Raw genomic sequence first — 13,375 nt, 5'->3', positions numbered from 1 at the left:
GGCAGAGCATGGCCCTCACCACCCGTCGCAGAGCCCTCACCGCCCTCGGCGTCGCCCTCGCGAGCCCGGCCGTCCTCCCCGCGGCCCACGCGTCGGCCGGCCAACCCCCGCACCGGCCCCGCCCGTTGTGGCGCGCCCACGCGCACAACGACTACGAGCACCCCCGCCCCCTGTTCGACGCCCTCGACCACCGCTTCGGCAGCGTCGAGGCGGACGTCCACCTCGTCGGCGGCCGGCTCCTCGTCGCCCACGACCCCGAGGACCTCGACCCCGCGCGCACCCTGATCTGGACCCGCTCGCCGCCCGCGTCCGCGCCAACCGCGGCACGGTGTACCGCGGCGACCGCGGGTCGCTCCAGCTCCTGATCGACCTCAAGACCGAGGGCGCGTCCGCCTACGCCGAACTCGACCGCCGACTGCGCCGCTACAACGGCCTGTTCACCACCTACGCGCACGGCAGGGTGCGGACCGGGCCGGTCACCGCCGTCGTTTCCGGTGACCGCGCCGCCCGCGCGCCCATGGAGGCCCAGCGGGTCCGCCACGCCTTCTACGACGGCAGGCTCACCGACCTCGGCGGCCCCGCGCCGGCCTCCTTCGCGCCGCTGATCAGCGACAACTGGACGCTCCATTTCACCTGGCAGGGCGTCGGCGCCTTCCCCGACGCCGAGCGCCGGAAACTGCGCGCCCTGGTGCGCACCGCCCACACCCGCGGCCAACGGGTGCGCTTCTGGGCCACCCCGGACCTGCCCGGCCCGGCCCGCGACGCGCTCTGGGGCGAACTGGTCGCGGCGGACGTCGACCACCTCAACACCGACGACCTGGCGGGACTCGAAGCATTCCTCGACGCCCACAGGAAGGCGTGACACCACACGTTCGGAGGACAGGTCAGCCGCCCGGACGAACCCTCCGCTACGCCACACTTGCGGCCGAACGCCGCGAAACAGGTGTGGCGGAGGAGGTTGACGATGGCCATTTCCATCTCTGTGGTGCTGCTGCTCTCGGTCCTGGCGGTGATCTTCCTGCGTAACGGTGGGCTGAAGATCTCCCACGCCCTGGTGTGCCTGCTGTTGGGGTTCTACCTGGCCAGCACGAGTATCGCGCCCACGATCCACAGCGGCCTCACGGCGACCGCCGACATCGTCGGCAGCCTGAGCCCGTGAGACCGGCCGAAGGGCCGTTTCATGGCCAGGAGTTGGCCGCGTAACGGCGCCTGCGCCGGGCGGATGCGGTGAGGAGGGCGGCGGGTGGTGTGGTGGTGCGGTCCGACCGCCGCCCTCCAGGGGCGCGGGGAACTGCGCGACCGGCCCCCGCCGGGCCGCGGTGGTGCTCGCTCCTGGAGCGGCCGGCCCGGCCGGAGGTCAGTCGTGACCGCCCCGCACGCCTACGATCAGACCCGTTCCGCCACCGCCGCCGGGTCGTCCAGGACGCCCCGTACGACCGAGTGCGCGGCCCCCAGCAGGGGGCCCTGGGGGCCGAGCGCGGACACCGACACCGGGCAGGCCGGCCCCGCGGTGCGCCGGGCCAGCTCGGAGCGCAGGGACGGCAGCAGCCAGGGCGACAGCCCGGACAGCGCGCCGCCCAGCACCACGCTCTCGGGGTCCAGCAGATTGGCCGCCCCGGTCAGGGCGATGCCGAGCGCCGTGCCCGCGTCGTGCAGGGCCCGCCGTACGGCGGCGTCGCCCTGTTCGGCGCGGCCCGCGAGCAGACCCACCCGGTCCTCGCTGGGCTCGAGTCCGGCCGCGCGCAGCACCGCCTCCTCGCCGGCGTACTGCTCCAGGCAGCCCCGGCCGCCGCACGCGCAGGCGGGACCCTCGGGCCACACCGGCACATGGCCGAGCTCGCCCGCGAAACCCCGGTTGCCGTGCAGCACGCGCCCGTCCACGACGACCGCAGCACCGATACCGATCTCGGCCGAGACGTGCAGGAAGTCACGCGGGGTGTCCTCGCCCAGCCACAGCTCGGCCAGCGCGCCGAAGTTGGCCTCGTTGGCCACGGTGAGCGGAAGCGTCGCCGGGAGCAGCGCGCCGAGGTCCGTGTCGAGCCACCCGAGGTTGGGCGCGCGGACGACGGTCCGGGCGTCGCGTGCCACCAGGCCGGGGACGGCGACCGCGAGTCCGGCCGGCCACAGGCCCTCGCCCTCCGCCTCCGCCACCACCCGGTGGATCAGCTCGGTGAGTTCCGCTAGCACGGGCTCGGGGGAGCGGTCCCGGTTCGGCACGTGCCGGACCGCCCGGGCGCGGACCTCCCCGCGCAGATCGACCGCGCACACCGCGAGGTGGTCGACGCCGACCTCGGCGCCGATGCCTGCGGGGCCCCGCCCGCTCACCGCCAGGGCCGACCCGGGACGGCCGACGCGTCCGGGCCGCTCGGGGCCCAGTTCCTCCAGCAGGCCTGTGCGGATGAGCTCGTCGACCAGCGTGGACACCGCCGCGCGGGTCAGGCCGATGCGGGAGGCGACGGCGGCCCGTGACAGCGGCCCCTCGGCCCGGACGGTGTGCATCACCCGCGAGAGGTTGCGGCGGCGCATGCCCTGCTGGGTGTCGGGCAGGGCACGCCCCTGACCTGCGGGACGGGTCTTGTGCAGCGGTGCGCTCATTCCTCCGTCATTCCTCGGTTCTGGGGCGCCCGCGCCCGGCGGACGTCCACGGCGGCCGGCGCGGGGCCGCCGTGGGGCGGTCGCCGGTGGAGCGGAACCGGCCGCCCGCGGCGGCCGGCGGCGCGTCAGCCGTTGTCCGTGCCGCGCTCCAGCAGCGGGGCCGCGTCGGAGAGTACCCCGGCCAGCCGGGACAGGGTCTCCTCGTCCCGCTCCACCGCGTCCAGCACCGGACCGGCCGCCGTGTTCCAGCGGCGGGCGACCGCGGCCGGGTCCTCCCCGGTGAGCAGGCCGGCCGCCTGGGCCGCCGCGCCGAGCGCGACCAGCTCCTTGGCCTCCGGCACCTGCACGGGACGCCCGGACAGCCGCCGTACGGTCTGCTGCCAGGCCGTGCCGCGGGCGCCGCCGCCGATCAGCAGCAGCGGGGCCGAGGGGTCGGCGTCCTGGTCGAGGACGAGGTCGAGGGCGGCCAGCAGGGAGTACACGGCGCCGTCGTAGGCGGCCTGGAGCAGCTGGCCGCCGGTGGTGTCGTGCCGCAGGCCGTGCAACAGGCCCGACGAGTGGGGGAGGTTGGGGGTGCGTTCGCCGTCCAGGAAGGGCAGCAGCGTGACGTCGCGGCCCGGCTCGACGGCCTCGCGGTCCAGGCCGAGCAGGGCGGCGACCCGGTCCACGGCGAGCGTGCAGTTGAGGGTGCAGGCCAGCGGCAGCCAGTCGCCGCGCGCGTCGGCGAAGCCCGCCACCGTGCCGGTCGGATCGGTGGGCCGGTGTTCCGACACCGCGTACACGGTGCCCGAGGTGCCGAGACTCATCACGGGCGTACCGGGACGCACCCCGAGGCCCAGCGCGGCTGCGGCGTTGTCGCCCGTGCCGCACGCCACCAGCGTGCCCTTGGAGAACGGCAGGTCGTGCCCGTCGCGCACGGTGCCGGCCACCTCGCCCGGACGCACCACCCGCGGCAGCAGCGCCGGGTCGAGCCCCACGTGCGCCAGGATCTCCTCGTCGTACGCCTCCGAGGCGGACGCCCACCAGCCGGTGCCCGAGACGTCACCGCGGTCGGTGGTGCCCTGCCCGGTGAGCCGCTCGGTCAGATAGTCGTGGGGGAGCCGCACCGCCTTGGTGGCGCGCACCGCGTCCGGCTCGTGCTCCGCCAGCCAGGCCCACTTGGTGACCGTGAAGGACGCGGTGGGCAGGCTGCCGGTGCGCTCGGCCCAGGCCTTGGCGCCGCCCAGCTCCTCCACCAGCCGGCTCGCCTGGGGGGCGGACCGCACGTCGTTCCACAGCAGCGCCGGGCGGACCGGCTCGCCGTGCTCGTCCAGGGTGACCAGGCCGTGCTGCTGACCGCCGATCGACACGGCCGCGGCCTCGTGCGCGGCCTCGCCGCACTGCCGCAATGCCTCGGTCAGTGCGTCCCACCACTGGCGCGGATCGCTCTCCCGTCCCGCGCCGGAGGTCACCGTGTGCGGCGCCTGGCCGCTCGCGACGACCCTGCCGGTCGTCACATCGACGACCAGGGCCTTGGTGGACTGGGTGGATGTGTCCACGCCGACGACGAGCGGACCCTCGGCTGCTGACATCGGTCTCTCCCTCTTCCGCGCCCCGGCGGGGTGTGTCTCTTCCCAGAAATGCTCCTGCATACTAATTTGTAAACCGCCATGACGAAATAGTCTCAGCGAGCAAGGAGCCGCGGCATGAGCTACCAGCCCACCCCCGAGGACAAGTTCACCTTCGGCCTGTGGACCGTCGGCTGGCAGGGACGGGACCCCTTCGGCGACGCCACGCGCGCCGCCCTCGACCCGGCCGAGTCCGTCCGCCGCCTCGCCGAGCTCGGCGCCCACGGCGTGACCTTCCACGACGACGACCTCATCCCCTTCGGCGCGAGCGACAGCGAGCGCGCCGAGCACATCAAGCGCTTCCGCCAGGCGCTGGACGAGACCGGCATGAAGGTCCCGATGGCGACCACCAACCTGTTCACCCACCCGGTGTTCAAGGACGGCGGCTTCACCGCCAACGACCGTGACGTGCGCCGTTACGCGCTGCGCAAGACCATCCGCAACATCGACCTCGCGGCCGAGCTCGGCGCGCAGACCTACGTCGCGTGGGGCGGCCGTGAGGGCGCCGAGTCCGGCGCCGCCAAGGACGTCCGGGTCGCCCTCGACCGGATGAAGGAGGCCTTCGACCTCCTCGGCGAGTACGTCACCTCCCAGGGCTACGACCTCCGCTTCGCCATCGAGCCCAAGCCGAACGAGCCGCGCGGCGACATTCTCCTCCCGACCATCGGCCACGCCCTGGCGTTCATCGAGCGCCTCGAGCGCCCGGAGCTGTACGGCGTGAACCCGGAGGTCGGCCACGAGCAGATGGCCGGCCTGAACTTCCCGCACGGCATCGCGCAGGCCCTGTGGGCGGGCAAGCTGTTCCACATCGACCTCAACGGCCAGTCCGGCATCAAGTACGACCAGGACCTCCGCTTCGGCGCGGGCGACCTGCGTGCCGCGTTCTGGCTGGTGGACCTGCTGGAGACGGCCGGGTACGAGGGCCCGCGTCACTTCGACTTCAAGCCGCCGCGGACCGAGGACTTCGACGGCGTGTGGGCCTCGGCGGCCGGCTGCATGCGCAACTACCTGATCCTCAAGGAGCGCGCGGCCGCCTTCCGCGCCGACCCGGAGGTCCAGGAGGCGCTGCGCGCGGCCCGTCTGGACGAGCTCGCCCAGCCGACCGCCGGCGACGGCCTCCAGGCGCTGCTCGACGACCGGTCCGCCTTCGAGGAGTTCGACCCCGAGGCAGCCGCCGCCCGCGGCATGGCCTTCGAGCGCCTCGACCAGCTGGCGATGGACCACCTGCTGGGCGCGCGGGGCTGAAGCCCCGGCGGCCGGGATTCACCCCATCGGGGCGGCCCCGGGTGACTGTCACCGCAGCGCCGCGCTCCCGTGCTCTCAGGCACCGGGGGCGCGGCGCTGCGGTGTCTGGGAGGAAGGTTGAGGGCGGGGGCGGGTGTACGGCCAGTTGCACGGCCCGGCCGTGGCGGACACGGGCGCACCCGCACGTGCGCTCACTCGTCTCCCGCGTCCGGTTCGCGCGGGGCGCGCCCTCGGCGCGGGGAGTGTGGCGTTCCGGGTACGCGTGCCACGACTGGCGGGCGGTTTCCCCGCCGTCTCCTCGCGCGGGACCGGGGCCACGGCGACCATGGTGTGCATGGCCACGCCCCCCGTACCGCCCCAGAAGCCGCCCGGCCCGCCGGACGACGCACCGCCGCCTCCCGGTGGCGGCTTCGGCCCGCCCTCCCACGGCGAAGGACCGACGTCCGGCCCGCCCGACGGCCACGACGGCGGCCCGGGACGCGGCCCTGGCCGGCGCAAGCTGCTGATCGTGCTGCTCGCCGTGATCGTGGCGGCCCTGATCGTCTCCATCGTCGTGCTCACGACGTCGGACGACGACGGGCCGGACCGGGAGCCCTCCGAGACTGCCACGGACACCGGTCTCCCCTCGCTGGACCTTCCGTCGGAGTTCCCGACCGGTCTGCTGCCCTCGGGGTTCCCCACGGAGCTGCCCTCCGACTTCCCTTCGGGATTCCCCTCGGGATTCCCCACCGAGCTGCCCTCCGGGCTCCCGAGCGACCTGCCCTTCGACCTGCCGAGCGGCCTCGCGTCACTGCTGCCGGCCCTGGGCGCGGAACCGTCCTGAGGTTCCGCCGTGTCCGGTGGGTACCCCCGTGGTGTGAGGTGGGTCACCATGGAGGTGGTCGCGGTGGTCGCCGTGCACCTGTGCCGGGACCCGCTTCAGGCGGAGACGGTGCGGAGACCTTAAGGGGCGCATCTCAGGGACGTCTCAGGGTGGCGGTCCGGAACCGCCGCCGACGCGGGCCCGTTTTCAGATCAGAGAGCGGCAGTGGCCGCGAAGGAGGCGACGCACATGTCGAAGAACGCCAAGATCGCCGCGGGAGGTGTGGCGGCCGGGCTCATCCTGCTGATCTGGCTGCCCTGGTGGGCCGCGCTTCTGATCATCCTGGGAGTCCCTGCGGCCGCCTACCTCGCCCTGGACCCCTCGCAGCGGCAGCGGCTGCGGAGGACCACACGAAAGGAGCTGGGCCGCTGAGACGCGGCCCCGCGTACTGACGCACGCCCGTCGGCGCGAGGGCGGTGGCGGCGGGGGACGCGTGCGCTCGGGCCCGGACGGCCGACGGCCCCCGGCCCGCGAGGTCAGTGCGCGTCCGGCGCCCAGGCGGCGCCTTGAGGACCTGGGCGCCGCTCGTCCCCTCGTTCGCCCGGGCGACATGCCGCCCGGGCGAACGAATCGGTCACAGCGGCCGTACGGCCATCTGGTCCAGTGCCTCCAGGAGACCCGGCAGTTCCGGACCCCTGCCCACCGGCAGGACCTCGCCGGGCTCGTCGTCGAGCAGGACGAAGGCGATGTCGTCCGTCCTCGCGACCAGCGACCAGCCGGGTCCGTCGGCGCGCAGGGTGCGCGCACCGCCCGGTGCGAAGGAGGAGCGGACCCGGCCCAGCGGCGGCGGTGAGTCGACGTAGGCGCGGGCCTCGGCCAGCACCCGGCGGACACCGCTGTGCCCGCCCGCTGTCCCCGAAGCCTCGCCGTCCTGACCGTCCGCGGCGCCGTCGCCGGCCTCGGAGGCGGTACCGGGCGTCGGGAACGCCGAGTCGTCGACCTGCTCCCGCCACGTCGCCCACTGCAGCGCGATCTCGTCCGCGCCCAGCCGCCGCTGGGCCGGACCCCAGACCTCTCCGTCGGGCGGCGTCAGCGGGGGCATGTGCGCCATGTCCGGGCCGGGGTCGTGCGGCGCGGGCACGTTCGGGGCGGCCACGGCCACCGCGAGGGGCCAGCCGGGCAGCGCGGCGACGACGCTGCGCTCGTCCGGCGACAGGTCGTGCTCCATGCCGCAGTCCCAGGAGGCGATCGCCACGGCGACCAGCGAGACGTCGTCGACGACCACGGTCCACCGGGCGCCTTCCCCGTCCTGGCCGAGTACCAGCCCGTAACCGTCGGCCGACGGAGCGAGGCCGAGCGCCGCGCACGCCTCCGGGTAGTCGTCGCCCAGCACGCTCGGGAACTTCGCGGGCGTCAGCAGCGCCGCCGTCAGCACGTAAAGCGCGTCGTCGGCGGCGGCGACGGCTTCCTCGTCCGTCCGGGCCATCCCAGCCTCCCCATCGGTTCGTCCGTCGGCGCGCACCCTATGCCGACCCTCAGGTCCTTGTCACGACCCCGCAGCCGTGCCCGGAGCTGCAGGTTTCCGGCCGGAGGGGGCGAATCGACCACGTCCGGCATGCCGTTGCCGCGCCTCACCGCACCCTCACGGACTGAAGCATCGCCGCCACCAGACGGCGCAAGACGCCGCCACCACCAGCGCGCGCAAGACGCCACCGCCACCAGGCGCGCACAAGAGACGCCACTCGGCGGGACCGGCGCGCTCAGTCCGCGAGCACCGCCAGTGCCAGGAACCGGGTGTCCTCGTCGACGTACGAGGTCATGCGCCAGCCTGCCTCCGACAGCAGCGCGCGCAGGTTCGGTTCGGCGCGCAGGTCGTCCGGTGTGAGCTCGCGGCCCTGACGCGCGGCGAGCGCGGCCCGGCCGATCGGATGGAACAGGGCGAGCACCCCGCCGGGGCGCACCACACGCGCGATCTCCCGCAGGTTCTCGGCCGGGCGCGGCAGATGCGCGATCAGCCCCGCCGCGAACACGGCGTCCAGCGAGGACGAGCGCAACGGGAGCGCCGCGACGTCCGTCAGCAGCAGCGCGCCGTCCACGTCCCGCCCCGCCCGCGCCGCCTCCCGCAGCATCGCCGGGGTGAGATCGGCGCCCAGCACCACCCCGGACGGACCGACGGCCGCGCGCAGGGCGGGCAGCGCCCGTCCCGTGCCGCAGCCCGCGTCCAGGACCCGGCCGCCCTCGCGCAGCCCGAGCTCGGCGACCGCGGCGGCGTAGGCCGGGCCGTCGTCGGGAAATCTGCGGTCCCAGCCGGCGGCGCGGGGGGTGAAGAACTCCTGCACGTGTGTGTGGTCGTCGCTCATGCACCGCATGATTCCTCACCGGAACCGGCGACACCTTGTGCACACGTTCGACCGTGATGCGGTCGTACCCCGGCACCGGTGCGTCATCTTTGCGCCGCTTTCGAAACGCGCCCCCTCCGCGCTCCCGCGCCCCCTAGCGTCCCCGGGTCATGGGACACCTGGACCACGCCACCCTGGGGTGGCTCACCCCCGTGCTGTCGTACGCGATGGCCTGTGTCGGCGCCGCCCTCGGACTGCGCTGCACCGTCCGCGCGCTCGCCGCCACCGGCCGCGCGCGGCGCAACTGGCTCCTCACCGCCGCCTCGGCGATCGGCACCGGCATCTGGACCATGCACTTCACGGCCATGCTCGGCTTCGGCGTGAGCGGCACCGACATCCGCTACGACGTGCCGCTCACCCTCGTGAGCCTGGTCGTCGCCATGCTGTTCGTCTGCGCCGGTGTGTTCGCCGTCGGCCACCACCCCGGTCGGGTCCGGGCCCTGCTCCTCGGCGGGCTCACCACCGGACTCGGCGTCGCCGGCATGCACTACCTGGGCATGGCCGCCGTGCGGCTGCACGGCGAGGTCGGCTACGACCCCGCGCGGGTCGCCCTGTCCGTCCTCATCGCCGTCGTCGCCGCCACGGCAGCGCTCTGGGCAGCGCTCGCCATCCGCTCCCCGGCGGCGGTCACCGTCGCCTCCCTGATCATGGGCGCCGCCGTCAGCAGCATGCACTACACGGGGATGTTCGCCGTGAGTGTGCGCGTCACGCCCTCCGGCGACCCCCTGTCCGGCGCCGGAGCGATGTCGTTCGTGTTCCCGCTCGCGGTCGGCCTCGGCGCCTACCTCTTCATCACCTCCGCCTTCGTGGCGCTGTCCCCTGCGGCCGGGGAACGCCATCCCCCCGCCTCCGCCCCGCGACCGGTCGAGCACACCACCCCCTGACCGTGCCCCCGCGGCGCCCGCCACCCGTCCGGCCCGCCGTTCCGAGCGAGGAGTCCATGCGCACACCCCGGAGGACCCCGACCGCCCGTACCGAGGCGCCGCCCCCGCCTCCCGTGCGCGGCCGGCGCGCGCACGCCGGACCACCGGCCGACGAGGGCCCGCCGTCCGCGACGGACCCGGGCCCGGCGGGCGTGGCGTCCGGGCGCGGACCGAGCGGCCCCCGGACCGTCCGTGCCAAGATCATCTGCCTGCTCATGGTGCCGGTCGTCTCGCTGCTCGCCCTGTGGGGGTACGCCACCGTGACCACCGCCCAGGACGTCTCCCGGCTGCGCCAGGTGCAGCGCGCCGACGACGCCGTCCGCACCCCGGTCGCCGCCGCGGTCGTCGCCCTCCAGGCGGAGCGGGCCGCCGCCGTCCGCCGCGCCTCCGACACCGCGGCCGTCGGGGACACGGAGCTCACCCGCCTCGCCCGGAGCACCGACCGGGCCGTGGCCGCCCTGCGGCTCGGCGAGGACCGCACCGTCGCCGACGGCCAGGCACTGCCCGGCGACGTGGCCGACCGGCTCGACGCCTTCGTCACCGCCGCCGAGCGCCTGCGTCCCCTGCGCGCGGCGGTCCGTGAAGGACGCGCGGGATGGGCGCAGACGTACGACCGCTACACCGGCACCATCGCTGCGGCCTTCGGTGTGGGTGGTGCCCTCACCGGCATCCAGGACGCCGAACTCGGCTCCGACGCGCGCGTACTGCTCGAGTTCTCCCGGGCGGAGGAGGCCCTTGCGCAGGAGGACGCGATCCTGGCCGCCGCCCGGCTGCACGGCAGCCTCGCCGGGGAGCGGCTGCGGCTGTTCACCGGGGCCGTTGAACTGCGCCGTACGCTCACCACCTCCGCCGCGCCCGACCTGCCCCGGGCGGCCGGCGCCACGTGGAGCGCGCTCGCCGACGGCCGTTCCTACGCCGTCCTCTACACGGCGGAGGACAAGATCCTCGCGGCCGTCCCGGGAGCGCGGGCGGCCGAGGCCGTACCGGAGAGCACCTGGGACGGCGCGCACGCCCGGGTGCGGGAGGACATGCGGACGGTCGGGCGTCAGGCGGGGACGTCGGTCGCCGACCGCGCCGACCCGGTCGAGCGCGGGCTGATCGGACCGGCCGGCGCCGCCGTGCTCTTCGGCCTCCTCGCCGCCGCGGCCTCCCTGGTCATCTCGGTCCGCATCGGACGCGGCCTGGTGGTCGAACTGGTCGGCCTGCGCGACGACGCCCTGGACATCGCCCACCGCAAACTCCCCGAGGCGATGCGCACCCTGCGCTCCGGCGGCGAGGTCGACATCCACGCCGAGGCACCGCCCGGACCGCCCGCGCAGGACGAGACCGGACAGGTCGCCGAGGCCCTCGGCACCGTGCACCGCGCCGCCCTGCGGGCCGCCGTGGAGCGCGCCGAACTGGCCGGCGGCATCAGCGGCGTCTTCGTCAACCTCGCCCGCCGCAGCCAGGTCCTGGTGCACCGTCAGCTGAGCCTCCTGGACGGCATGGAACGCCGCTCCGAGGACCCGGGCGAGCTGAGCGACCTGTTCCGCCTCGACCACCTCACCACGCGCATGCGGCGCCATGCGGAGAGCCTGATCATCCTGTCGGGCGCAGCCCCCGGCCGCGCCTGGCGCAAGCCCGTGCCGCTGACCGACGTGGTGCGCGCGGCCGTCTCCGAGGTCGAGGACTACGCGCGCGTGGAGGTGCGGCAGCTCGCCGAGACGTCCGTCGCCGGCGCGGCCGTCGCCGACCTCACCCACCTCCTCGCCGAGATCATCGAGAACGCGGCCCAGTTCTCGCCGCCCCACACCCGGGTGCGCGTCTCCGGCGAACCCGTCGGCAACGGCTACGCCGTCGAGGTCGAGGACCGGGGCCTCGGCATGGGCAAGGACGCCCTCGCCGAGGCCAACCGCCGCATCGCCGAGTCCGAGGCGCTCGACCTGTTCGACAGCGACCGGCTCGGCCTCTTCGTGGTCAGCAGACTCGCCGCGCGGCACGACATCAAGGTGCATCTGAAGACGTCGCCCTACGGCGGCACGACAGCGGTCGTCCTGCTCCCCACCGCACTGCTCGACGACCGGGCCGCGCAGGAACGCCCCGGCACACCGGCCGCGGAACCCCTCGCGGGGCACCCGGACCCGCGCGTGCCCGACGGCGTCCGGCAGCGCCGGACCGTTCCCGCCCCGGCCGTCTCCGCCCGGGACGGCAGGCGCGCCTTGGTGGCCCCCGTCGCGGACCCGCCCGACCACGCCGCCCTCCGCCGGCCCGGTACCCACCCCGGGCCCGCGGACGACGGCACCGTCACCCACCGCCCCCCGGGAGCCGCCACCTTGCGCCTGCACCGCCCCGAGGAGCCGGCCGGCTCCGGCGACCTGCCCCGCCGCGTGCGCCAGGCCAGCCTGGCCCCCCAGCTCCGGGACGGCCGCCCCGAACCGCCGCCGCCCGTACGGCACGACGGCCCGGACGACCGCACCCCCGAACGCGTACGGGACCGCATGACCGCCTACCGCGACGGCTGGACCCGCGGAGGAGGCCGGCCGGCCGGCACCGCCCGCGGCACGGCGCGGCCCAGCACAGAAGGAGACCCCGCATGATCCAGGAACCCCGCACCGGCGCCGGTCGGCGCTCCGGCGAACTCGACTGGCTGCTCGACGACCTGGTGCTCCGCGTCGGCGACGTGCGCCATGCCGTGGTGCTGTCCGGCGACGGACTCGCCATGGGTGCCTCCCACGGTCTCGGACGTGAGGACGCCGAGCACCTCGCCGCGGTCGCCTCCGGCTTCCACAGCCTCGCCAAGGGCGCGGGCCGGCACTTCGGCGCGGGTGGCGTGCGACAGACCATGGTCGAGATGGACGACGGCTTCCTGTTCGTGGCCGCCGCGGGGGAAGGGTCCTGCCTCGCGGTGCTGACGTCCGTGACCGCCGACATCGGCCTGGTGGCCTACGAGATGGCACGGCTGGTCCGGCGCGTGGGCGAGCACCTGGACACCGCCCCGCGCGTCGGCGTCCGGCCGCCGGCCGCGGGATGAGACGAGGAAGCGGTCCGAGCAGGTGACCGAGGACACGACGGGCACCCCGCACGAGCCGGGGCCCCATGCGGGCACTCCTCGCGAACCGGGGCCCCATGCGGGCTTCCCTCGCGAACCGGGCAGTTGGACGGGCATCCGGCGCGAGCCGGGCGGTCCTGCGGGTGCCCCGTACGAGCCGGGCAGCCCGACGCGGATCGCGTGGGCGCCGGGCGGCCGTGCGGGCGTCCCGCACGAGCCGGACTGGACGGGCGCTCCATACGAGCCGGACTGGGCGGGGACCCCGCGCGAGCCGGGCAGCTATGCGGGGACCCCGCACGAGCCGGGCAGCTATGCGGGGACCCCGCGCGAGCCGGGCAACCATGCGGGCGCCCCGCACGAGCCGGAATCCCATGCGGGCGCCCCGCGCGAGCCGGGCAGTCAGTGGTACGACCACGAGGCCGGTCCGCTGGTCCGGCCCTATGCCGTGACCGGAGGGCGCACCGCACCCGGCCCCTCCGGCGCGCGCTTCGATCTGATCGCCCTCGTCGCTCTGGATCCGGCCGCGCCGGCCGCCGGTGACCCCACGCTCGGCCCGGAGCACCGCGCCCTGATCGACCTGTGCCGCCCCGAGACGCAGTCCGTCGCCGAACTCGCGGCCGGCGCCGACCTGCCCGTCGGCGTGGTCCGGGTCCTCCTCGGCGATCTGCTGGAACGCGGACGGGTCACCGTCAGCCGGCCCGTACCGCCCGCGCACCTGCCCGACGAGCGGGTGCTCCGCGAGGTGATCGCGGGCCTGCGGGCGCTGTAGCCGAGCA

General features: G+C 75.4%; 12 protein-coding genes and 1 pseudogene. 9 read left to right on the top strand and 4 right to left on the bottom strand.

Features of this window, described 5'->3' with window-relative positions; translation table 11 throughout:
• Positions 1-8: 8 nt before the first annotated feature.
• Together F3L20_RS22925 and F3L20_RS22920 are read left to right on the top strand one after the other, a co-directional pair.
• Positions 9-862, top strand: a pseudogene (locus F3L20_RS22925) (phosphatidylinositol-specific phospholipase C/glycerophosphodiester phosphodiesterase family protein).
• A 102-nt stretch (positions 863-964) separates the two neighbouring features.
• Entirely contained in the window at positions 965-1,159 is a 195-nt protein-coding gene (locus F3L20_RS22920) for a hypothetical protein (protein WP_024884948.1), read from the top strand.
• Between the two features lie 227 nt (positions 1,160-1,386).
• On the opposite strand, the gene F3L20_RS22915 is transcribed toward F3L20_RS22920, so the two are convergent.
• Together F3L20_RS22915 and xylB are read right to left on the bottom strand one after the other, a co-directional pair.
• Entirely contained in the window at positions 1,387-2,595 is a 1,209-nt protein-coding gene (locus tag F3L20_RS22915; protein WP_150155966.1) for an ROK family transcriptional regulator, read from the bottom strand.
• Between the two features lie 125 nt (positions 2,596-2,720).
• Positions 2,721-4,166: a xylulokinase gene (gene xylB / locus F3L20_RS22910; protein WP_150155965.1), complete on the bottom strand. Its 1,446-nt coding sequence runs from the start codon at positions 4,164-4,166 to the stop codon at positions 2,721-2,723.
• Between the two features lie 114 nt (positions 4,167-4,280).
• On the opposite strand from xylB, the gene xylA reads away from it, so the two are divergent.
• From xylA to F3L20_RS22895, 3 genes are all read left to right on the top strand, one after another.
• A complete protein-coding gene (xylA, locus tag F3L20_RS22905) occupies positions 4,281-5,447 on the top strand; it encodes a xylose isomerase (RefSeq protein ID WP_145826022.1) in 1,167 nt (388 codons plus the stop codon).
• Positions 5,448-5,781: 334 nt separating this feature from the next.
• Positions 5,782-6,270 (top strand): hypothetical protein, encoded by a 489-nt coding sequence (locus F3L20_RS22900; protein WP_240810740.1) that lies wholly within the window; start codon positions 5,782-5,784, stop codon positions 6,268-6,270.
• Between the two features lie 228 nt (positions 6,271-6,498).
• The gene (locus F3L20_RS22895) at positions 6,499-6,681 is read left to right on the top strand and encodes a hypothetical protein (RefSeq protein ID WP_093552045.1); all 183 of its coding nucleotides are present in this window, start codon (positions 6,499-6,501) and stop codon (positions 6,679-6,681) included.
• A gap of 202 nt (positions 6,682-6,883) precedes the next feature.
• On the opposite strand, the gene F3L20_RS22890 is transcribed toward F3L20_RS22895, so the two are convergent.
• The gene (locus F3L20_RS22890) at positions 6,884-7,735 is read right to left on the bottom strand and encodes a hypothetical protein (protein WP_150155964.1); all 852 of its coding nucleotides are present in this window, start codon (positions 7,733-7,735) and stop codon (positions 6,884-6,886) included.
• Positions 7,736-8,009: 274 nt separating this feature from the next.
• A complete protein-coding gene (locus F3L20_RS22885) occupies positions 8,010-8,609 on the bottom strand; it encodes a class I SAM-dependent methyltransferase (protein WP_150155963.1) in 600 nt (199 codons plus the stop codon).
• A gap of 149 nt (positions 8,610-8,758) precedes the next feature.
• Between F3L20_RS22885 and F3L20_RS22880 the strand changes: the two genes are divergently transcribed.
• From F3L20_RS22880 to F3L20_RS22865, 4 genes are all read left to right on the top strand, one after another.
• Positions 8,759-9,532, top strand: a complete 774-nt coding sequence (locus F3L20_RS22880; RefSeq protein ID WP_150155962.1) for an MHYT domain-containing protein — start codon at positions 8,759-8,761, stop codon at positions 9,530-9,532.
• 56 nt (positions 9,533-9,588) lie between these two features.
• A complete protein-coding gene (locus F3L20_RS22875; protein ID WP_150155961.1) occupies positions 9,589-12,147 on the top strand; it encodes a sensor histidine kinase in 2,559 nt (852 codons plus the stop codon).
• Positions 12,144-12,581: a roadblock/LC7 domain-containing protein gene (locus F3L20_RS22870; RefSeq protein ID WP_145826017.1), complete on the top strand. Its 438-nt coding sequence runs from the start codon at positions 12,144-12,146 to the stop codon at positions 12,579-12,581. The genes F3L20_RS22875 and F3L20_RS22870 overlap by 4 nt, the downstream gene beginning before the upstream one ends.
• 445 nt (positions 12,582-13,026) lie before the next feature.
• A complete protein-coding gene (locus tag F3L20_RS22865; RefSeq protein ID WP_150157471.1) occupies positions 13,027-13,368 on the top strand; it encodes a DUF742 domain-containing protein in 342 nt (113 codons plus the stop codon).
• Positions 13,369-13,375: the final 7 nt, after the last annotated feature.

Source organism: Streptomyces tendae, assembly GCF_008632955.1.
In the GTDB taxonomy this organism is placed as follows: domain Bacteria; phylum Actinomycetota; class Actinomycetes; order Streptomycetales; family Streptomycetaceae; genus Streptomyces.
This window is presented reverse-complemented; position numbering and strand designations above follow the sequence as displayed.